General features: G+C 38.8%; 23 protein-coding genes. 7 read left to right on the top strand and 16 right to left on the bottom strand.

What is annotated here, in order from left to right:
* Window positions 1–16: 16 nt before the first annotated feature.
* Both AW165_RS14865 and AW165_RS14860 read right to left on the bottom strand, forming a co-directional pair.
* On the bottom strand, window positions 17–508 hold the full coding sequence (locus AW165_RS14865; protein ID WP_002115670.1) for a hypothetical protein: 492 nt from the start codon (window positions 506–508) through the stop codon (window positions 17–19).
* A 241-nt stretch (window positions 509–749) separates the two neighbouring features.
* Complete coding sequence (locus AW165_RS14860; protein WP_060466280.1) at window positions 750–1,193, bottom strand: BLUF domain-containing protein; 444 nt, start codon at window positions 1,191–1,193, stop codon at window positions 750–752.
* Between the two features lie 228 nt (window positions 1,194–1,421).
* Here AW165_RS14860 and AW165_RS14855 point away from each other — a divergent pair, with 228 nt between their 5' ends.
* Entirely contained in the window at window positions 1,422–1,685 is a 264-nt protein-coding gene (locus AW165_RS14855) for a hypothetical protein (protein WP_060466279.1), read from the top strand.
* A 45-nt stretch (window positions 1,686–1,730) separates the two neighbouring features.
* Here AW165_RS14855 and AW165_RS14850 read toward each other — a convergent pair whose 3' ends face one another.
* On the bottom strand, window positions 1,731–2,441 hold the full coding sequence (locus AW165_RS14850) for an alpha/beta fold hydrolase (protein ID WP_060466278.1): 711 nt from the start codon (window positions 2,439–2,441) through the stop codon (window positions 1,731–1,733).
* A gap of 175 nt (window positions 2,442–2,616) precedes the next feature.
* Between AW165_RS14850 and AW165_RS14845 the strand changes: the two genes are divergently transcribed.
* A complete protein-coding gene (locus AW165_RS14845) occupies window positions 2,617–2,910 on the top strand; it encodes a hypothetical protein (RefSeq protein WP_017398949.1) in 294 nt (97 codons plus the stop codon).
* 98 nt (window positions 2,911–3,008) lie between these two features.
* Here AW165_RS14845 and fumC read toward each other — a convergent pair whose 3' ends face one another.
* Together fumC and galE are read right to left on the bottom strand one after the other, a co-directional pair.
* A complete protein-coding gene (fumC, locus tag AW165_RS14840; protein ID WP_005068873.1) occupies window positions 3,009–4,403 on the bottom strand; it encodes a class II fumarate hydratase in 1,395 nt (464 codons plus the stop codon).
* Between the two features lie 116 nt (window positions 4,404–4,519).
* Window positions 4,520–5,527 carry a UDP-glucose 4-epimerase GalE gene (galE, locus tag AW165_RS14835; RefSeq protein WP_060466277.1) on the bottom strand — a complete coding sequence of 336 codons (1,008 nt, stop codon included), beginning with the start codon at window positions 5,525–5,527 and terminating at the stop codon, window positions 4,520–4,522.
* 65 nt (window positions 5,528–5,592) lie between these two features.
* Between galE and tusD the strand changes: the two genes are divergently transcribed.
* The 4 genes from tusD to AW165_RS14815 are packed head-to-tail and all read left to right on the top strand — an operon-like array spanning window position 5,593 to window position 6,988.
* The gene (tusD, locus tag AW165_RS14830) at window positions 5,593–5,961 is read left to right on the top strand and encodes a sulfurtransferase complex subunit TusD (RefSeq protein ID WP_002115623.1); all 369 of its coding nucleotides are present in this window, start codon (window positions 5,593–5,595) and stop codon (window positions 5,959–5,961) included.
* A 44-nt stretch (window positions 5,962–6,005) separates the two neighbouring features.
* Window positions 6,006–6,356 carry a hypothetical protein gene (locus tag AW165_RS14825; protein ID WP_002115699.1) on the top strand — a complete coding sequence of 117 codons (351 nt, stop codon included), beginning with the start codon at window positions 6,006–6,008 and terminating at the stop codon, window positions 6,354–6,356.
* Between the two features lie 17 nt (window positions 6,357–6,373).
* Window positions 6,374–6,658, top strand: a complete 285-nt coding sequence (locus AW165_RS14820) for a hypothetical protein (RefSeq protein ID WP_060466276.1) — start codon at window positions 6,374–6,376, stop codon at window positions 6,656–6,658.
* 18 nt (window positions 6,659–6,676) lie between these two features.
* Window positions 6,677–6,988, top strand: a complete 312-nt coding sequence (locus tag AW165_RS14815; RefSeq protein ID WP_002115694.1) for a TusE/DsrC/DsvC family sulfur relay protein — start codon at window positions 6,677–6,679, stop codon at window positions 6,986–6,988.
* A 2-nt stretch (window positions 6,989–6,990) separates the two neighbouring features.
* On the opposite strand, the gene AW165_RS14810 is transcribed toward AW165_RS14815, so the two are convergent.
* Window positions 6,991–7,854: a DMT family transporter gene (locus AW165_RS14810; protein WP_005068864.1), complete on the bottom strand. Its 864-nt coding sequence runs from the start codon at window positions 7,852–7,854 to the stop codon at window positions 6,991–6,993.
* Window positions 7,855–7,983: 129 nt separating this feature from the next.
* Here AW165_RS14810 and AW165_RS14805 point away from each other — a divergent pair, with 129 nt between their 5' ends.
* Window positions 7,984–9,375 carry a PLP-dependent aminotransferase family protein gene (locus AW165_RS14805; RefSeq protein ID WP_060466275.1) on the top strand — a complete coding sequence of 464 codons (1,392 nt, stop codon included), beginning with the start codon at window positions 7,984–7,986 and terminating at the stop codon, window positions 9,373–9,375.
* Between the two features lie 16 nt (window positions 9,376–9,391).
* Here AW165_RS14805 and AW165_RS14800 read toward each other — a convergent pair whose 3' ends face one another.
* From AW165_RS14800 to nirD, 10 genes are all read right to left on the bottom strand, one after another.
* Window positions 9,392–9,874: a winged helix-turn-helix transcriptional regulator gene (locus AW165_RS14800; protein ID WP_005068860.1), complete on the bottom strand. Its 483-nt coding sequence runs from the start codon at window positions 9,872–9,874 to the stop codon at window positions 9,392–9,394.
* A gap of 217 nt (window positions 9,875–10,091) precedes the next feature.
* Window positions 10,092–11,327: a molybdopterin molybdotransferase MoeA gene (locus tag AW165_RS14795; protein WP_060466274.1), complete on the bottom strand. Its 1,236-nt coding sequence runs from the start codon at window positions 11,325–11,327 to the stop codon at window positions 10,092–10,094.
* Window positions 11,327–12,250, bottom strand: a complete 924-nt coding sequence (gene moaCB, locus AW165_RS14790; RefSeq protein WP_000799986.1) for a bifunctional molybdenum cofactor biosynthesis protein MoaC/MoaB — start codon at window positions 12,248–12,250, stop codon at window positions 11,327–11,329. The genes AW165_RS14795 and moaCB overlap by 1 nt, the downstream gene beginning before the upstream one ends.
* Window positions 12,251–12,273: 23 nt before the next feature.
* Window positions 12,274–12,759, bottom strand: coding sequence for a molybdenum cofactor biosynthesis protein MoaE (locus AW165_RS14785; RefSeq protein ID WP_060466273.1), 486 nt, complete (start codon window positions 12,757–12,759; stop codon window positions 12,274–12,276).
* A 3-nt stretch (window positions 12,760–12,762) separates the two neighbouring features.
* Complete coding sequence (locus AW165_RS14780) at window positions 12,763–13,017, bottom strand: MoaD/ThiS family protein (RefSeq protein WP_057068338.1); 255 nt, start codon at window positions 13,015–13,017, stop codon at window positions 12,763–12,765.
* Complete coding sequence (gene moaA / locus AW165_RS14775) at window positions 13,018–14,058, bottom strand: GTP 3',8-cyclase MoaA (RefSeq protein ID WP_081410677.1); 1,041 nt, start codon at window positions 14,056–14,058, stop codon at window positions 13,018–13,020.
* A gap of 229 nt (window positions 14,059–14,287) precedes the next feature.
* A complete protein-coding gene (locus AW165_RS14770; protein WP_060466271.1) occupies window positions 14,288–16,561 on the bottom strand; it encodes a molybdopterin-dependent oxidoreductase in 2,274 nt (757 codons plus the stop codon).
* A 148-nt stretch (window positions 16,562–16,709) separates the two neighbouring features.
* Complete coding sequence (mobA, locus tag AW165_RS14765; protein ID WP_060466270.1) at window positions 16,710–17,339, bottom strand: molybdenum cofactor guanylyltransferase; 630 nt, start codon at window positions 17,337–17,339, stop codon at window positions 16,710–16,712.
* Window positions 17,336–20,116 carry a nitrate reductase gene (locus tag AW165_RS14760; protein WP_060466269.1) on the bottom strand — a complete coding sequence of 927 codons (2,781 nt, stop codon included), beginning with the start codon at window positions 20,114–20,116 and terminating at the stop codon, window positions 17,336–17,338. Before AW165_RS14760 ends, mobA begins: the two co-directional genes overlap by 4 nt.
* 18 nt (window positions 20,117–20,134) lie before the next feature.
* Window positions 20,135–21,757, bottom strand: a complete 1,623-nt coding sequence (gene nirD / locus AW165_RS14755; RefSeq protein ID WP_060466268.1) for a nitrite reductase small subunit NirD — start codon at window positions 21,755–21,757, stop codon at window positions 20,135–20,137.
* Between the last annotated feature and the right edge of the window lie 7 nt (window positions 21,758–21,764).

The raw sequence follows: 21,764 nt of genomic DNA, 5'->3' as shown, positions 1-21,764 counted from the left end.
ACCTTTTACACTTAAATTAGAGTTTACCGTTAAGCACTTGGTCTGAAACCGTACCCTTCCATTGCTCACGCAAGGTTGGTAAGTAAAATTTCTCACCAATAGTGACCAATTCAGCATCAATCAATGCATGAACTTCGTGCATAAAAATATAATCTAGAGCAACTAAAGAAAGCTGATGATTTTTTTGCGCTGTTTTCTTACGTTTTACCTGTGCTTGTTTCACTAGCTCATTTGCAAAGTTTTTATCTTTATAAGCAGTAATTGCATTTAAACGAAGCTCAATAACACCCCATCCCGCTAATAGTTTTTTAAAAACTTCAAAATCTTTTGAGGTTGATTCCCACGTTACGTTTTCTAGATCATTATCTTCAGGTAAAACTGGTAATAATAAATCCGCTGTACTTGGGAAAATCTTTTTAAGATTTAACAGAAACTTAACCGGCTGATCACTAGGATAATCATTAAATTGCACATGTTGTTGGGTATCTGTTAAATAAATAGAGAGCATTCAAAAATCCTTAACTAAGCAACTGTTTTTAATAATTTTATCTCTAACTTTGCGAAATACATGCAAAACAAAAAACAATATAAAAACAGGACAAGGTGGGCATTTTAACAATTATGACGGCTTATTCAACGCCAATTCGCCATTAATTAGTGAAAGTTTCAGCCTTTATGATAAAAAGCTCTCCGAAGAGAGCTTAATTTTAAATAGAACATCAAAAATCTGTTGTAATTCTTGATTTCGACTACCCTTGATATTGATCAACTTTATGGTTTGGCTGATCTACAAGCAATTCAATAAAAGACGGAATAGATGTAGTGTTAAGCAAATAAGGATTAAACTCATCAACATGATGATAATGAAAGAACTCTTTTATTTTCGTGTTAATGGGAGCAAATTTCATACTCCAATGTTTAAATAGCCGTTGTTCGGATGGTTCTGAAAAGATGATTTCACAGTTCTGGTGTCTCGAATCTTTCAAAATTAATTTATAAAATAGCGATTCGACTTGTTCTTTCTCACCTTCTAAATACTGTAAGAAGTATCCATTACCATAGTAAAGTACTCCTGTAATATCATTATGTGAGTTGAATTTGACTGCTTCAGTGAGAATATCAATTAAATCTTGTTTTATTTGACTATGTTCACTATTGGTTTTACTTGCATACATAAAGCCTATTAAACTCATAGCGATACTCGAAGATAAATTTCACTGTACATTCTGACATTTGCACACATTTCTTACAATGTAACCTAATTAAAACCTTGTATTTCAAAAGTAAAGATTATTTTCTTTTTGAAAATGACAAACTTTAACAACCCGAAATCTTTTGTAAATTAATACCAACTTAACAGGTTAATCAGACATTATTAATTTTAGTACAATTGAAAATTATCTTTAATGTATGGATGTCTAATGGAGAATCATGAAATTATTCTTCAAGACGAACATCATAAACAGTTTAAGATTATTAAAGTCCAAGATGTTCGTTTTGATAAGAATACCCTTAACAATAGCTACCAATGGTTATGGATATTTGATCATAGTTCAGAGTTTTTCCCATTTGAGTTATGGGATCAGCTTGATAATGCAACCATTCATCAAAAGATCAAACTCGACAATCAAGTTTTCAGGATTATTAAGATTCTGACGAAGAAAACGAAAGTTAGGCCCTCCTGAAACATAAGTCCTCAAGTAACTATTTTTTAAGTTATTTAAAGCTCTCTAACTTGCCCTTAAATTCTTTTCACTTAACCATATGGAAATCACTGATGCCAGCGACTTAGGTTGTTCAATCGGAATCATATGACCAGTATTATTAATTATCTCAAGCTTTGCATGGGGTAACTGATCTAATAATTCTATAGCTTCTTCCTTGGAGCGGAGCTGGTCATCAGAGCCAGAAATAATTAAAGTTGGGCATGTAATTTTACTCATATCATAAGAACTTCTATCTAACATCGATTGTTTAACGAACTCTTCATAACCCAAAGTTTTCCCCATTTCTTGGATTCTTTTTACAAGAGTACGATTCTGCACATTCGATGGATGAAGTGTTTTTTCAATCGATATTGAGCTTAGTCCATGAAAAGTTTTCCCAGAGTTAAGTTTAATTGCCGTTAACTTTTGATTTTTCTGCTCTTCTGTATCTGAGCGTAGTGAAGACGCTATTAAAATAAGTGCCTTAACTTTTTCAGGAAATTGCTCTGCTATAGATCTAGCGATATATCCTCCAAGTGAGAATCCAATCAGTACAAAGCTTTGTGGCGCATGTTCAACAATATTTTGAGCAATTTCTTTGATTGTTTGCCCTTGTTTTAAAGTAGCTCTATATATATTCCACTCTTTAGGCATTTCATCTATGAGTTCATTCCAGAGAGATTCATCAAGCATATAACCAGGAATTAAAACAACTGAAATTGGCTTTTGATTCATAAGTTTTTTAATACCTTACTTGTAAACTATAACTAACAGCATTTTATGCTAATAAAAAATCTATAATTAGAATATTCAAGTAAAAAATAAAATCACTATATAAATTAAACAGAAATAACTGTGGAAGCACGCCAGACTAAAACATTCCCTTTTTATGCTTGAGAAGGAGATACATATGAAAGTTAGAGCATCACGTACGTATTCCGCTTCAGCAAATAATTATTTTATTTCCAAGGAATATGATTGTATTGTTATTCCTGTAAAAGGAATGTGTTTTATAGACTCTGGTTTAACTGAGAGTGGAGTGATTGAACCAGTAGAGATTATTGAAGTGACTATAGAACCAGAATCTAACTCGTATCATGTTCTTTTAGCACGCGATATACATGAGTACGAAAAAGAAGAGCTAAAAAAGAAGTTTGAAGCTATGAAATCTCATGGTTGGGAATACATAGACGGCTTACTTTGATATTTTCAAATTTCAAGATACAAGCTAAATTCTACCCCCAAAAGAGCCCTCATTTGAGGGCTTTATATAAATATTAGCGCTTACATTGTTTTTAGTGATTACTTACTATTTGGTGAAACCATCTTTTCAGGTTTAACTACTTCGTCAAATTGTTCCGCTGTAACCAAACCAAGCTCAACAGCGACCTGCTTCAACGTTTTATTTTCTTTATAAGCAGTCTTTGCAACTTTTGCAGAATTTTCATAGCCGATTACTGGATTTAAAGCTGTAACTAGCATCAGAGAATTATGCAAGAAGTGATCAATCTTATCGCGATTAGGCTCAATTCCCACCGCGCAGTGATCATTAAAGCTATTACATGCATCACCAAGTAACTGAATAGATTGCAATAAGTTATAAGCAATCACTGGCATAAAGACGTTTAATTCAAAGTTACCTGAAGCACCTGCTACGTTAATGGTCGTATCATTTCCAAGCACTTGCGCAACAACCATGGTCATTGCTTCACTTTGTGTTGGGTTTACTTTCCCAGGCATAATGCTTGAACCAGGCTCATTTTCTGGAATACGGATTTCACCAAAACCACAACGAGGTCCACTTGCCAGCCAACGAATATCATTCGCAATTTTGTTTAAGCTTACAGCCAAAGTTTTTAATGCACCTGATGCAAAAACAGCGGCGTCCCGTCCTGCTAGTGCTTCAAATTTATTAGGCGCGGTTACAAAAGGTAAACCTGTGAGTAATGCAAGCTGAGCTGCTGCTTTTACTGCATAGTCAGGATGTGCATTTAATCCTGTACCTACCGCTGTGCCACCTAATGGCAACTCATATAAACCACTCAAAGCTTGTTGTAGTCGAACCAATCCATGCTCAAGCTGTGATACATAGCCACTAAATTCTTGACCTAAGGTTAATGGAGTAGCATCTTGCAAATGGGTACGGCCAATTTTGACAATATCCTGAAACTCATCTGACTTTTTTTGCAAAGTCGCTTTGAGCTGCTCTACAGCAGGGATGAGTAATTCATTAATTTGCAAACTTGCTGCCACGTGAATGGCCGTTGGAAAGGAGTCGTTTGTTGATTGAGCACGATTAACGTGATCATTTGGATGTACTGGTTTTTGGGCACCTAAGGCTTGTCCTAATTTCTGGTTTGCAATATTGGCAATCACTTCATTGCAGTTCATGTTACTTTGCGTACCAGAACCTGTCTGCCAGACAACTAAAGGAAATTGGGAATCCCACTTGCCATCAATTACCTCTTCAGCAGCACCCACAATATATTGACTCAAATCTTGTGGTAGTTGTTCAAGTTCAGCATTGGTTATTGCAGCAGCCTTTTTTACCAAACCCATCGCTCGAATCATGGCACGGGGTAATCGTTCCTGCCCGATTTTAAAGTTCTGTAAGCTGCGTTGAGTCTGTGCCCCCCACAATGCTTCATTTGGAACTTCAATCTCACCCATAGTGTCATGTTCAATTCGTGTTTGCATAGAAACCTCGGTTATCTCAATAAAGAACTCACGGGCTGAAGCAAGTGTTTGCTCTGGCTAGTTAATTTTGAATATCGTACTCAAGCATACCAGTATTGTAAATAAGAATCATTATCCTATCTTCCATTTAAAGTATTTTGATAAAAGCGCCATTCATCTTCGATCATTTGTTTTAATGGGCGCTTCGGTGTCCATTGCAATAAGGTTTTTGCTTTCTCAATATTAGCCCCAACTTGATCTAACTCGACATGTTTATAAATTGCTGATTGTGTAGGAACTTCAGCTTTAGTAACTTGTGAAATTTCATTGAGTAATTGACGAATTGAATGAACTTGGTCATGTGCAATATTAAATGCTTCACAACAATGCGTTTGTTCACGCAGCCAATGTAAGCTCGCGATGACGGCTTCACATAAATCTAAAACATGTAAAAAACTACGTTCAGTCGTATGATCTGACGTTTCAGCTTGATCTTGTAATTCAATTAAATCACGCTGCATTGCTGCGACTTGCATCGCAAGCGGAACAATATTTTTAGGGAGCTGAGCGACATACTCTCCGAGTACCCCATGTTCAAATGCACCTACGATATTAGACAATCGTAAGATCGCAATTTTCCACTCATGGTCAATTTTATAAGTATCACGGATAATTTCTTCAATCATCTGTTGAGACTTAATATAGGGATTAGGATAAGCATAATTAAATTCTTCTGTTTCACTCAATTGCAAGCCAGATTTCCCATAAGCTGCAAGGCTAGACAGATGAATAAAGTGACGAACACCCGTACGTTGCATGGCACGAAGCAAGCTCATGATACAACTAACATTATCATTATAATATTCAAGAGGTTTAAGGTTAGATTCTTCAATTGATTTGAATCCGGCAGTATGAATAACTGCATCAATTGAATATTGCTCAAACACCTTATTCAGCGCTGGTGTATTGCGTACATCAAGTTTGACAAATGGAACGTACATACCAGAAATAAATTCTAGCCGCTCCAAAGTTTGCAAGGTTGAATTAGCCAAATTATCGACGATTACCACCTCTTGCCCTTGAGCCATTAGACTCAACGCAATGTGTGAACCGATAAAGCCTAAACCACCTGTCACTAAAATCATTGTATACTTACCTTTCTCTTAATGTATCTACGCCCATTTAGACGTATGACCATAGTGAATTCTCAATGAGTACATTACTACTAATTACCTCTGCTCCTACTTCCATTCATGCTTGGCATGCGTTAGGACTTGCTCAGGCACTCAAAAGTAAAAATGAAGACTTCCGTGTATTCTTTTACCAAGATGGCGTGCAGGTTGCTAATGATTTTCAATGGGTTCCTGACGACCAGCGTAATTTAACGCATGAATGGCAAAAGCTTGCGATTCGTCTTCCTGTTTGTGTGAGTGCTGCCCTCGCTCGTGGTATTACAGATGCAGAAAATGCCAGTCGTCATCACCTTACTCATCACAACCTTGCCAAAGACTTTGAACTTGTCGGGTTAGGTGAACTTGCTGATGCAGTACAGTCAGCATCTCGTCTTATTCAATTTTAAGTTACTTTGTTTGCTTAGATTGTTGCTTTTAAAAGGTATATTGTGTGAAATCTGTACTCGTCATTTTAAGCCAAGCCAATTTAACCAGTCTTCAAATCAATGAAAGCCTTTCTGCTACTATGGTTTTAGCAACCTTTGGCTCACCAGTCAAAGTATTATTGAAAGATGCAGCTCTTAGTCTTTTGCAAAATGATTTGAGCTTTGATCAGTTTCGTCAGGCTTTCAAAGTGGCCTCAAATATGGTCGAAAGTTTTGAGTTCTATGACTTGAGCCCTATTCTGATTGAATGTAAAAATCAGCAGCATCCTCTTGTACAAAAAACCGAACAAGAAATTGAATTCGTTCAGTTGAATGCTGAGTTTATTCAATCTTTTGATCATGTTCTATATTGGTAGATTAAGGTGTAAGTTTAATGAATCCGTCAACACTTTATCTTGTGCAATCTTCTTACCATTCTACGCCGAAAATTATTGATGAATTACGCAATCTTTTTCAGGTAGGTGACCAAATTGTTTTTATGGGTGATGCAACTGCACACCTTTTTGCTGAAATGATTCAACCATTTGAATCTGTTTCATGTTTAAGCATCGAAAAAGATTTAATCGATACGGATACTTTAGCTCAGGTGAAGGTATTAGATTATGATCAATTTGCTGATCTGGTTTTAACGTTTAATCGCTGTATTTCTCTTAAATAATATATTTAGGCTGGTTTCATGAATTTAGAATTAGACCAAGATGGTCATTTGGTTGATTACACAATCTGGAATCCTGAAGTTGCGCAAGAACTTGCCAAATCGCTTGATCTTGAACTCACCGATTGGCATTTTGAAGTTTTAGCGGCTGTACGTCAGTTTTATCAGCAGTTTGGACACTCTCCAGCAACTCGTCCTCTCATTAAATTTTTAATGAAAACGGTCAGTCCAGAGATTAATAATGCGGTTTTACAGCAACAATTTAATACTGGTTTAGTGGCGCGTCATTTAAGTCGTTTAGCTGGAATCCCTAAACCAGCAAATTGTTTATAAAATTAAGTAAATTTTTTAGCAGCAGCGACGCATAAAATCGTTGCTGCTGTAACCACCAACATTGACCAACTTACTTGTTCGTGTAACAAGACCGCAGCAATACCTAATCCCATTAAAGGTTGTAAAAGTTGTAGTTGACTAATCGCAGCAATTCCTCCTTGCGCAAGCCCTTTGTACCAAAAGAAGAAACCAATCAGCATACTAAATAAAGACACATAAATAAGACCTACTAAAGCTGATGTAGATATGTTCTGAAATGAAGCTGGCATATAGAAAATAGTCAGAAATAGCATAAAAGGTAGTGACAAAATAAGCGCCCAACAAATGACCTGCCATCCGCCAATTTTTTTTGAAAGTACACCGCCTTCTGCATAGCCAAAGCCACAAAAAATGATCGCCATCAACATATAAAAGTCCCCTATCCCAAGTGAGGTATCACCAGAAATCAAAAACATATAAGCGAAGACAACCGCACTCCCTAAGACTGCAAATATCCAGAAAAATTGATTAGGTTTTTCGCCACCTCTCAACACAGCAAATATTGCCGTTGCAAGCGGCAAAAGACTAACAAATACAATTGAATGGGCTGCATTCATGTATTGGAGGGCAAGCGCTGTAAATAGAGGAAAACCTATCACCACGCCTAAAGAGACGATGGCAAGAGGCCACCAATCTTGCTTGGCTGGTTTCTTTTGTTTTAAAACCAAAATAAGAATAAGACCTAAAATACCTGCAATTGCCGCACGTGCCGCAGTTAGAAAACCCGGTTCGAACCCCATTACGGCTACGCGTGTTGCTGGTAGTGATCCCGCAAAAATAGCCACGCCAATAAAACCATTCACCCAGCCATTCATAAACCTATTCATAATTTTCTCCGTCACTATACGAAGAATTTAAGCTGTGCTAAGGTGAATAAACCAGATACAAAGCAGTACAATTCAAAAGAACTGTAATGCATTAATAACCAGTACAGTTCGGATTGTAAGCCAGTGAAAGTGAAACAGAACAAAACCAAAATTGAAATTGTCATTTCAGAGATTGAGCAACAAATAAAAAATCGGTCTTTAATGCCTGGAGCACGCTTACCATCTGTACGCAAATTAGCGAATGATCTTGGCTTTTCGGTTTCAACCGTCGTAGAAGCCTATGAAAGATTAATTGCTCTAGGCAAAATCGAATCAAGAACTGGGTCTGGTTTTTATATTGTTGGTCCGCTTGCCCCTCTTTCTTTAAGCGAATTAGGCCCTAAATTAGATCGCTCAGTCGATCCATTATGGATTTCACGTCAATCTTTGGAAGCAAAAGCAGATGTTTTTAAGCCCGGTTGCGGTTGGTTACCCGATGACTGGATGCCATTAGACAGTATTCGTAAAGCATTAAGGTCGGCTGCAAGAAGCCCAGATGATTGTTTGATGGGTTATTCAACGCCATTAGGATTACCAGCTCTACGTGATTTACTGGCAAGACGCGCTCAATCAAAAGGTATCAATGCAAATCTTAATCAAGTACTTTTAACAGACTCAGGGACTCAAGCGATTGATCTGGTTTGCCGATTTTTACTAAAGCCTAATGATGTCGTTCTCATTGATGATCCTTGTTATTTCAACTTTCATGCATTACTTAAAGTCCATCAAGTCAAAGTTATTGGTATTCCCTACACACCAACAGGTCCTGACTTAGAGGCATTTAAGAAAGCAGTCGAGACTTATAATCCACGTCTTTATATCACCAACTCAGGAATTCATAATCCAACTGGCGCAGTACTTTCTCTTTCTACGGCGCATCAATTATTAAAACTTATTGAACAATCAAATTTGATTGTTGTTGAGGATGATATTTTCTCAGATTTTGAATATAGCCCTGCTCCTCGGCTTGCTGCTTTGGATAATCTTTCACGTGTAATCTTTATTGGAAGTTTTTCTAAAACTTTATCCGCATCTATTCGTTGTGGTTATATCATTGCTAAACCAGAATGGATTGATCAGCTCACCGACCTGAAAATTGCCACAAGCTTTTCTCACAATGGTGTGTCAGCTGAAGTTTTATTAAGTGCTTTAACAGATGGATCTTATCGTAAACATATAGAATTATTAAAGGTCCGATTAGCAAAAGCGATGCACGATACCATTACTCAGTTAGAACCAATGGGTATAAAACCATGGATTAAGCCTCAAGCTGGAATTTTTGTTTGGTGTCATTTGCCAAAGGGAGTTGAAGCTTCAGAAATTGCAAAATATTGTATTAATCATCAGGTTATTCTTGCGCCGGGAAATGCGTTTAGCCAAGCTTCCAATGCTGGCCAATTCATACGCTTTAATGTGACACAGTCAAATCATGACCACATTTATAAGACTCTAGCTGATGCGATTCAACAAGAGTCTTCGTAATTTATAGAGAAGAAAATTAAGCTTGTTTCTGTTTTTGCTGCATATATGCAAAATAACCCGGCCCAGCTGAAACCTGAACTTGTTTTGCATGTAAAGGTTCACGGCAAACCGAACATACCATGACTGGTTCAAATTTATGACCACAAGTTTTATGGCGATATTCTAAAGGTTTACCTAATCCCTGATCCATCCATTTATCTGCCCAATTCGCCATAGACAAAATAATTGGATAAAGTTCAAAACCTTTATCAGTCAATTTATATTCAAAGCGTTCCTGACGATCAAAATAAGGGGCTTTGACTAAAATTTCATATTCAACCAAACGCTTTAAACGATCCGAAAGGACATGACGAGTGACACCTAATGACTTTTGAAAATCGTCAAAACGGCGTATTCCCATAAAAGCATTACGTAATATTAGCATCGTCCATCGATCGCCAATCACTGATAGCATACGAGCAACCGAACAAGGTTGATCACCGATGTCATCCCATTTCATCTTTATGCGTTCCTCGATATTTCCTAGCCTAATGGCCCTATTGTTTATACCCTAAACCACTTACTACGAGTTATGCAAGATTCATTATAAAAATAACTTCTTATCAACTTTATAAAAGAATTTTTATTATAAAAAAATAGAAAGCTATTATATAAATTCATTTAACAAATATAACTCACCCAATTGTATAGTGAGTTATATCTATTATTACTCATCATTAATTTGAGATGAATACGCCCTTCAATATATAACCCGCTTCCAATTTTGCACTTGCCGGAATTCGGACCAGACAATTGGCTTGCATTAAATTACTGAGCATGTGTGATTGCTGTTTTGCCAAACTTTTAACTTTGAGTTGTCCATTGTCAAAATAGGCATGCATTCTTAGAAAACGCTCGCGTGCATCTTCTTTTAAATCGTGATCTAAAATTGCACTAAACCACACTAGGCCAGCGTGGTTTCCCTGCAAAGTGTCAAGCAATGCTTTACCGTAAACCTGCATAGACACATAGACCGCAGCAGGATTACCAGGCAACCCCAGTAAATAACAGTGGTGATCTGATTCAGGCTGAGAATATTCAGCAAAAAAGAGTGGCTTACCCGGCTTTTGTTTTACTTTCCAAAAGATCTGTTCAAAACCAACTTCAAAAGCACATGGCCGAACAAAATCATAGTCTCCAACAGAGACTCCACCTGTGGTTATGATGACATCATGGCTATCTTTTAATTGGTCGAAATATGGTGTGACCTGTGCTGCCTCATCTGCCACATGAATGAGTTCAACATCTAAACCATAATCTTCAAACCAAGCTTTTAGTAACGGGCCATTTGCATCAAAGATTTTACCTTCAGCTAGATCTTCTGCTGTTTCGGCAACTTCATCACCCGTGATCAAAACAGCGACTTTCGGCGCACGATAGACTTCAACGGTTTGCACACCTGCCATACTTAAGGCAGCCAAGCTTCCAATATTTAAAAATTGTCCAACTTGGGCAAGCAACTGCCCGTTCTGGATTTCTTCACCCGTAAAACGGATATCAGCTTTAGGGCGAATATGTTCAGTTAACGAAATTTCTTGTGCTGAAACGACCTCTACTATTTCTTGCCTCGCAACATGTGTTGTGCCTTCAGGAATTTTGCCACCAGTAAATATGCGAATTGCCTGTCCTTCATTCAGAATGTCATGACTTTCGCTTCCGGCGCGAATCTCGCCAGTAACCTGAAACTTTTGATTATTTAAATCTTCTGCATGGCTACAAAGTGCGTAACCATCTACAGCACTTTGAGAGAAACTTGGTAAATTAATTTCTGAATAAATTTCTTTAGCAAGATATCTACTTAGGCTATTTTGAAGAACTTGCTGAATTGAGTCTAATTTTTTAGGTCGGTTACTAATCAGCTCAATTGCTTCATCCACGCTAATCAACCCACGTTCTGCACCACAACCAGTCATTACTCATAGCCTCCCGGATGTGGTAAATCACGGCAAACATCAAAAATATGCACTAAGGCAGGTAAAATAGCAGCCATTGATTCGCTTGCTCCACCACGGCTTCCCGGTAAAGTCACTACTAAAGAGCGATCAATAAAACCAGCTACTCCACGCGACATTGCAGCATATGGCGTGCGTTTTTGTCCAAATGAACGCGCAGCTTCCATTAAGCCATCTAGCTTACGCTCAAGAAGCGGTTCTAATGTGTCAACCGTAATATCACGCTTACCAATTCCAGTTCCACCAACGGTCATAATGCAAGCATATGATTTGCTCAACTCAAGCACTAAGTTTTTCAAAGTATCCGCTTCATCTGGCAAAATTTGGTAATGGATTGGATCGAATCCTGCTTCGGTTAAAGTTTCAACCACAGATTTTCCGGCAGTATCGGGCTTTCTACCCGCCGCTACGGTGTCTGACAACACAATAACCGCAGCCGAAACAGGCTGACGAAGAACTCGCTTAAAGTGTGATTTACCACCTTTTTTCTTAAGCAATTTACATTGGTCCATCCAGAGTTCTTCTGGTTCACAATGTGGTTTTAACATATCGTAAATGGTTAAACCTGCAAGACTTGCAGCCGTTAAGGCTTCCATTTCTACGCCAGTAGGACCGATAGTTTCGACCACGGTAATAATCTTTACAAAATCATGTTCTAATTCATATTCAACATCTGCACGATAAATCGGCAATGGATGACACAAAGGAATCAGCTCATCAGTTCGTTTTGCTGCCAAAATTCCTGCAACACGTGCAGTTTTTAATGCATCCCCTTTTTCGGTATTTCCTTGTCTTAATAATTCAATACAGTGTGGTGGTGCATATAAAATTGCTTGTGCTTCGGCAACGCGATAACTTTCCGGCTTCATTCCTACATTTTTCATTATTTATCCTAGTCTTGCTTATTTCAGTGTGAGTGTTCATGGCCGGCATGATGGTGATGCTTGTGTTCGTGCGGTGCATCCTTACGAATACAGCAGCCCTCTACATAATGACTCGTGCCATCTGTAAAGAACTCTTCTTTAAAAACAGGCACTTCATGTTTTACCCGCTCAACCACTTCTTCGCATGCTTGAAAAGCTTCACGGCGGTGGGCTGCATAAGCAATTGCAATAATGGCTGTTTCACCGACATCTAGATGCCCAATCCGATGAACCACTCGCACATAAGATACCTGATACTTTTTCTCAATTTCCAGTTCAATTTCACGTATCATTTTTTCAGAAAGCGGTTTATACGAGGTATATTTCAACGCCTTAACAGCTTTACCTTCGTGGTGATTACGAACCGTACCCATAAAAATATCAATTCCACCGCATTCTGGAAAAGATTCAATAGGATCAAAAATATCTAGGCTTAAAGCCTGCTCTTGTATACGTGCAAAATCTCGCATGGCTTAGCCTCCTGCAACTGGTGATAATAAAACCAAAGTACACGGTTCACTTAAGGCAGATTGTCTTGTTATGACATTATCGCCAATAGCGCATGCACATTTTTCCATGGCCTGTGTACATTCCGGATGCAACGCAACAATTTCATTTAAGACATCTTTAACTAAAATATCGATGGGGAAAACTAACGAAAGATTTTGTGGAAGCAATTTTTCAATTGCACCAAATGATTCGATTTTAATTTGGATAGATTGCTGCATTTATCCCCCAAGCATATGCATACTGATTTTACGGGTTTGTTGATGTTGTAAGGCATGAAAGCCTTTGGCTTTATTCCAGATATACGGCATAACTTGATCTTTTAAGTGCTGACTATGCAGCATATGATCGGTTGAGTTCTGTGCGCGTGATAGTGCTTGAAGCTGCGGTTTAATATTTAAACCCTGCTGCGCAAATAGACAGTTATATAGCTCACCTTGCGCCGTTAGTCTTATGCGGTCACATTGGTGGCAAAATGAGTGAGTAATGGTAGAAATGATGCCTAGCGCGTAACTATTGTTAAGCAGATATTGACGCGCTGGCTCATGTTGTTGCTCGATGACTTGTACTGAATAATGCGGTTGCAACACCTGTAAAATTTCAGCTTCACTCACCACATCTTTATTTGACCAGAGTCCATCACCATCAAGCGGCATAAACTCGATAAAACGTAGCGGGATATGATTGGCGATAGACCATTTCACCATTGGTAAGATTTGATCGTCATTTTTATCTTTCATTAACACACAGTTAATTTTAAAAGGTAGCCCTGCATCTTTTGCAGCTTGAATACCCTCAAGAACTGGTTCTAACTTTTTCTTAGTGAGCTCTTTAAATTGAATCGGATCTAGGCTATCTAAACTAATATTTAAATCATCTAGACCAGCATCTTTTAATTGCTGAGCGTATTTTGCAAGATAATGTCCATTGGTGGTCATTGAAATACGCTTTAAACCTAATGCTTTTAAAGCTTGTAAATCGCGAACGAAATGAACAATACCTTGACGCATTAATGGTTCACCACCCGTAATACGGATGCTTTCAATACCTTGTTGCACCATAAAACTGCAAAACTGAAAGAGCGCTTCAAAACTAAGCAAATCTTGTTTATTTAGCCATTCAGGATGTTCAGGCATGCAATACACACACTTAAAATTACAGCGATCAGTTACTGAAATACGTAATTTTCGCTTGATGCGCCCATATTGATCTTGCAAAAGCATTGGCGCAGTTTCAGAGTGATATTGTTTCATTATTTGCACTCATATCGAGAACAGTTCAAATATTGCAAGCACTCATTAAGAGCAATTAAACTTTTAAAATTGCGCCTTAGTAGTGCTTTGATCTTTATTGCAAAATTTGTTCCAATTCTATTTATCATCCATAACTTTTTGGGTTGTATTTGAAATTTCGGCCGTATCGTTTTAGTTTAAACTTTAAAGCTTTACAAAATCAGTGCGGCGTCAACCTTTTATATGCCCTACTTTATTTCTAGCACTTTTCTAAACGGATGGGTACATATTTATGGTATGGCGTTTTCGACAATGGATCACAATGTTCAGCAGAAATAAGTAAGTTTAATTGTGGCCCAATCGGTTCTCCATTTTGAAATCGCATACCATAGCCATGTGGAAGTGATACAACACCTCTTCTCATCCCATCATCCAACTCAATAACTACCTGAATTTCTCCATGCGCTGAGATACATTTAAGCTGCCCTCCTGCATCTACATTTAAGTGTCTTGCATCTTCAGGATGAATACGCAGTGCACCTTCTGCATCTACTTTTCGCCAAGCAGGGTCACGGTAAATTTGGTTGGCATTGTAACTACGGCGTTCACCTGACAAAAGGATGAAAGGAAACTCTTCAACATTAACGTTATGGCTTTTCAATCTTGCGAGTTCACTTAACATCTCGGGAATTGCAAGACGTATTTTCTTATCTTTATAAGCTACCAGTTTCCAGACTTCGTCATATTCATGTTGCGATAAAACAATACCTGAACGTTGCTTTAATATCTGCTCAAATAGTTTGACACCTTGTGTTAACGGATTACCTTTATAACCTGCACGGCATACTGCTTTGGTATGTAAAACAGCATATTGAATAGAGAGCGGCAATAAAAAAGCAACTGAATCTGCTGAATTTCCAAGTCGTTTGCCAAGAGTTCGATAAATAATAGAGGCAGCAAAAGGAATATATTTTTTATGTCGTGCTAAGGTAAGTCCTAGCGCCGACAAGTAGGGTAAATAGGCTGTTTTTTTCGAGTCGACCGCAGCTATTTTTTCTAGAATTGGAAAATTCTTTGGAATAGCATTCATAGCTTCCAGTAATCGAGTATAAATTTCGGCTTCCGGTAAAGTGTTTGCTTGAGCAGCCAATACGGGATGACGCAGGTGAAAACCATTCTTAGGAAATTCCAAGTTAAAACCAGTAAATTCCCATTTTTCAAACTGAGTATGAGCAGGTAAAATATAGTCGGCGAGTCTCGCGGTTTCTGTCATCGCAACATCAACTACCACCAACAAATCTAAGGCTTTAAAGGCTTCCTCAAAGGCAGGTGTGTCAGGGTAAGTTAATAGTGGATTACAACTATCTACAAACACAGCACGAATTCGCTTTTCCCCTGCTTTTAGGATTTCATCGGGTAAAATATTAGGTGGAAAAAACCCAGAGATCGGGAACATTTTATGATAAACACTACGTCGATATTTTGGTTTTCTTTCATCCGTATCGGTCAAAATTGGAATAAACATGGTATGCAAATTATTGGTACCCTGTTTTCCAAAGTTCCCTGTCAGTAAGTATAAAAGCTTTTCTAAATAACCATTTAATGTTGTATTCAAAGTATGTTGAATACCTAAATCGATACGTACACAGCCTCTTTTTGCCTTTGAAAAATCTCGAACAACCTGATAAATCAAATCGACAGGTACATCAGCTTTAGCAATATAGTCTTCAATCGGGACATGGTTAAATGCAGCTTTTACTTCTTCAAACGCATGTGTATGCTGCTCAATAAACGCTGCATCATAAAGCTTTTCTTTAATAATGATTGCAATCATGGCCGACATTAAAAAAGCATCTGTTCCCGGTTTTAGCTGCACGTGAATGTCTGCTTGTTTTGCCGTTTCGGTAACACGCGGGTCGAACACCACCATGGTTCGGTTCGGATCTTTCTTAATATGTTTTAGCGTGTCTCGTGCGTTGGGAATACCATGTGCCTGAAACGGGTTCGTTCCAATAAAAAGTACGTAATCTGCATGTTCAATATCTTCTGTAGTATGGCAGGCCTGACTACCGAACAGGCGGCCATTGAGCCAGAAATCACCTGTTTTTTCTTGGGCAAGTGAGTTATATGCATAATAACTTTTCATAGCCAATAAAAGTTGTCGACCATACGCTGCACCTAAATGATTGCCTTGACCACCACCCCCAACCGAAGCAAAAGCAGTCCCACCAAAATCATCTCTAATCTGTACTAATCGATCAGCAATTTCTTGTATGGCAACATCCCAACTTACTTCTTGAAATGATCCATCAGGCTGACGTTTTAAAGGTATGGTCAAACGGTCTGCGTGTTGCTGGTAATGCTGTAATCTGGCAGCTTTTTGGCAAATGTAACCTTGAGAAAAAGGATGTTCAGGATTGCCTTTAATTTTGACAAACTGGTTATCTTTAATTTCGACACTTAAACCGCAGTTTCTAGAACATAAGATACATGCGGTCACATCTGTTTTACTTTGCTGAGCTGCGTCCATCATTTTTCTGGCTCCGTTTATTTTTATACATCTAGCTAGTATTAAAACAACAGGTTCCAAAATAGAACTTATATATTAGATAGTCAAGAACGCATCATTTTAAATTTGTTTATAACATCACTTTAGTTTGTAAATTGATAAAATCCAATGTCTAACTCGCGGTAAATATCTCTTTAAAAGCATTGATTTGTTTATATTGTTGAAGCTCATCCAAAGAGTTAATGCTATGAAAAAATAAGTTTTGTTTTTGAAATACGGCGACTTGTGCATGTAAAAACTTAAAGCACTCTTTTAAACTTAATCGTTGTTTGTCAATTTGCTCTCTTATCGTGATCAGGCTTTCACGCTTTAATAAGCAAAATGGGTATAAAGCATCCCCATTAATTGAAACATAGGCTGCCTGAGCTTGTTTATTTTTGCGTAGTGCGCTGTGTAATTTCGCAACGACTTGCGTAGGTATATACGTCACATCACAGGGAATACACAAAACATAATCTGCTTTTACATGTGACCATGCGCTTTTCATGCCCATAAGTGGGCCGAAAAAACCGGAAGCATCATCTTGAAAACACTTAATATCAGGCACAATACTTTGATAAATCGAATAATCACGATGACTATTTACCCAAATTTCAGATACAGATGACTTTAGTTTTTGATGAATTTTGAGTAGTTGCGTATCGCCATCAAATTGCTGCAACAGCTTATTTAAACCATTCATACGGCGGGCTTGTCCACCCGCCAAAATGACCAGATCAGTTACGGGATATCCCTTATTCACACTTCCACCTCTTGTTGGCAAGCTTTAACCAAGCCACGAATCTCAGGTAAACATGAACCACAGTTCCCACCTGCTTTTAAACATGCAGTAACCTGTTTTTCATGGGTAATGTTTTGTGTTTTTATCACGTCGATAATTTTATTCTTACCTACTTTAAAACAACTACACACTAAAGGCCCATCATTATTAGTAGCCGACATTGGCATACCCGCTAGTAAAGCTTTTCGGTGCAAGGCGCTCAAACGTTCTCGTTTAAACAGACTCGCTACCCAATCACGGTCTGGCAATAAATCTGGCGGTGCAATATATAGACTTGCAATTACAATGCCATCTTTCAAAATAACGCTATGGCTCAGTTGTGAAGAGATATCTTCTATGCTTAACCATTCAAAGGTTTCATCGGCAAATGGTAAAAAGCTTTTCAGATTCTTTTGAGTATCGTGAAAAGTTTGACGGTCTGCAAGTTCATAACGATTGGTTTTCACCATTTTGACTTTGGTCCACCATGCACAGTGATGCAGCGATTCTTGGATATACGAATCGTATCCTTCACGAATATAGAGCACGCCTTGCCAAGTGGTATAGAACGGCTGAATGGTTACAGGCGTATGTTTGAACTCAGGTTCACCTGAAATTGCATCAACTTCTGGATTAACGACTTTACCAATGCGGGCGTCGGATGCAACCCGTTCAGTCCAGTGAATCGGTGCAAAAATTTGCCCACGACGTACCCCCGATGAGAAGGTCACACGTAGTACACAACTGCCCCATTTCGAACGAACTTCTACCAAGCCTTGATCACGTACACCAAACTTCAAGGCATCACTTGGATGAATCTCACAGAATGGTTCAGCGCGGTGACTGGTCAAATTTGATGACAAACCAGTACGCGTCATGGTGTGCCATTGATCACGAATACGTCCCGTGTTCAAAATGAGCGGATAATCTTCTGAAACTGCATGTACCGGATCAATTGCAACAGTCGGAATCAATTTTGCCTTGGCATTTTTATGACTAAACTGGCCCTTGCCAAACAATTGTTGAACGGCTTTAGCGTCTTGGTTTTTATCCCATACTGGCCATTGAATTGGTTGTAGAGCGTCGTACTCCACAGCGCTCAGATTCATTAAGCCTTTTAAGTTAAAATAACGGAAATTATTACTTTGTTCACGAGCATCTATGTCTGCATTGTCTTGTGCAGATAACGCTGCATGCTCATTGAAAATATCAACAGCAGTGGTGAAATCAAAACCATTAAACCCTAATTTTTTCGCGACTTGGCTAACAGACCACCAGTCTGCTTTTGCTTCACCTGGTGCAGGTAAAAAAGCACGCTGACGTGAAATACGGCGCTCAGAGTTAGTCACAGTTCCATCTTTTTCTCCCCACCCTAAAGCTGGAAGCAAAACATCGGCATAAGCCGTAGTATCGGTATCAGCACAGATATCTGATACGACGACTAACTCGCACTTCTCTAAAGCACGTTTAACTTGATCGGCATCTGGCAGACTCACGACTGGATTGGTTGCCATAATCCAGATGGCTTTAATTTTTCCAGCTTCAACCGCATTAAATAAATCAACTGCTTTCAAACCAGCTTGAGTTGCAATAAATGGGCTATCCCAAAAGGTTTGCACTACTTTTTGATGTAAGGGGTTATCTAAGTCCATGTGTGCCGCTAGCATATTGGCTAAGCCACCGACTTCACGGCCACCCATCGCATTGGGTTGGCCTGTCATTGAAAATGGTGCGGCGCCGAGCTTACCAATTTTGCCTGTTAGTAAATGACAATTAATAATACTGTTGGTTTTATTTACACCCTGACTTGATTGATTCACACCCATTGAAAATAGGGTAATGACTTTTTCAGTCTGCGCAAATTTCTCAAAAAACTGCTGTAATTTGTCTAAAGAAATACCACTGCGTTTGGCAACATAGGCAATATCCGTTTCTTGCTGACTACTTACCAAAACATCTTGCAGACCTTCGGTATAAGCCTCTACAAATGCCTGATCGGCATGACCATTTTGATATAGATATTGGAATAGACCATTGAATAATGCGACATCTTGGCCCGGCAAAATCGGTAAATGTAAATCCGCTTGTTCACAAGTACTGGTAAAACGTGGGTCAATTACCACCACAAACATATCGGGATTGTGGCTTTTAGCCTGCATAATCCGCTGATACAGCACAGGATGGCACCATGCGGTATTAGAACCGACCAATACCACCATATCTGCATGTTCAAAATCTTCATAACTCGCAGGCACAATATCTTCACCGAAACTACGTTTGTGACCAGCCACCGCAGATGACATGCAAAGGCGTGAGTTGGTATCGATATTTGCAGTGCCTAAATAGCCTTTTACAAACTTATTCACCACATAATAGTCTTCAGTCAAAAGCTGACCTGAAACATAAAATGCAATGCTGTCACGACCATATTGATCGATACAAGATTGGAATTTATCGGCAATTTTATTGATTGCCGCATCCCATGTCGTTACCACCCGATCAGCTTTGCGCCCCATCATTGGCTGTAAAACACGTGTTTCTAACCCTAAAGTATCCGCAAGTCGGCTACCTTTAATACATAAGCGCCCAAAGTTGGAAGGATGCTCAGCATCCCCCTCAACTTGCACCACAGGTCCTTGAGGTTTTTGTTGGACGTTTACGCTAACACCACAACCTACACCACAATATGGACATGTTGTTTTAGTGTTTTTTGCAACATGATCGGAGCTATCGACTTCAACGCTTGGAATACTATTCATAACTGCTCCTTTCCCTATTTAGCCTGCATTTTTTAATGCAAAATCTCGACCAAATAGCAGTTTATTTCTAAATGAAGAAACAGGTGTTTGGTCTGCAATTAACTCTGCATACCACATGCCATCTTCAGTATCACCAAACAGTACTGCACCGATTACCCGATCGCTTTGAATGATAATACGCTTATAAATCTGGCGTTTTTCATCGTTCAGTATAATGTCTTCATAATCATCTTTCGGCTCAAAATTGCCAGCAGAGAATACATCGACACCACTGACTTTTAACTGAGTCGGTACAGTGGGTGCTTTAAAAGTTAAGCTGCCGTGTTCAGCCAAATGGGTCGCGCAAATAAAAGCTTGACCCCATAGTGGTTCAACTAAACCAAAAGTTTGACCACGGTGTTCAATACACTCACCCACCGCGTAAATACTTGGGTCAAATGTTTGCATGGTGTCATTCACCAATACACCACGATTACAACGTAAACCAGCACTTTGCGCCAAAGCAATATTTGGACGAATGCCCACTGCAAACACCACAAGGTCAGCATCTAACACTGTGCCATCTTTCAAACGGATTTGTTTGACATGACCGTTTTCATCACCAATTAACGCCTCTGTATTGGCTTCGGTAATAATATGAATGCCTTTTTGCTCAATACTATGACGAAGTAACTGACTTGCACGCCCATCAAGTTGACGTTCCATAATACGGTCCATCAAATGTAGAACTGTGACATTCATACCACGTTGTTTTAAACCATACGCCGCTTCTAAACCGAGTAAACCGCCACCAATCACCACTGCATTGGTTTTTGAATCGCAGTATTCAATCATGGTGTTGACGTCATAAATATCGCGGAAAGTTAACACACCCTTTAAGTCAACACCTTGAACTGGTGGAATAAATGGTGCCGAGCCTGTTGCCAGAATCAAACGATCATAATCAACTGTCCGACCTTTTTCGGTGTAAACCACTTTACGTGGGCGATCAATTTTTACGGCTTTATCACCGGCAATAAATTTAATGCCTTTATCGTCATACCACTTTGGTGGATGCAACATAATGTCTTCAATGGTTTTTTCACCCGATAAAACCGGAGACAACATAATACGGTTATAGTTACCCCATGGTTCTTCACCAATCACCGTAACTTCATAACGGTCTGGCGCCATATCAAGTAAATCTTCCAGACAACGCATACCCGCCAAGCCATTTCCAATCAATACCAGTTTAAGTTTGTCTTGTGATACACCTGTATTGGTAATATAAGTTTTCTGCGGCACCGCATTGACCCAAACACGACCATCAACAATTTTGCTTGGATAAACTGAAAGCTTTTGGTCTTTATCTTCTAAACAACGGCCCGTTGCTAAACTGAAATGTTGTTTATAGATTGGTGATGCAATAACACGCTCACCTTGTAAATCACCGATAATCCCACGGCTCATGACATTGGCTTGGCTAAACGGATCTTTATTGCTCAGCACGTAAACACGTTTTTCATGTCCCACACGGAAGATTGCTACCGCTTGACCACCAACTAGCGCACCCGCACCAGTGTTTGGGGTTAAATCATCGAGTGCGCAAACGTCAATCCACTGATTATCAGGAAGCATATTTTTGTCTTGTACAATATTCATAGAAACT

This window comes from Acinetobacter sp. LMB-5, assembly GCF_001541635.1.
Taxonomy (GTDB): Bacteria; Pseudomonadota; Gammaproteobacteria; order Pseudomonadales; family Moraxellaceae; genus Acinetobacter; species Acinetobacter pittii.
This window is presented reverse-complemented; position numbering and strand designations above follow the sequence as displayed.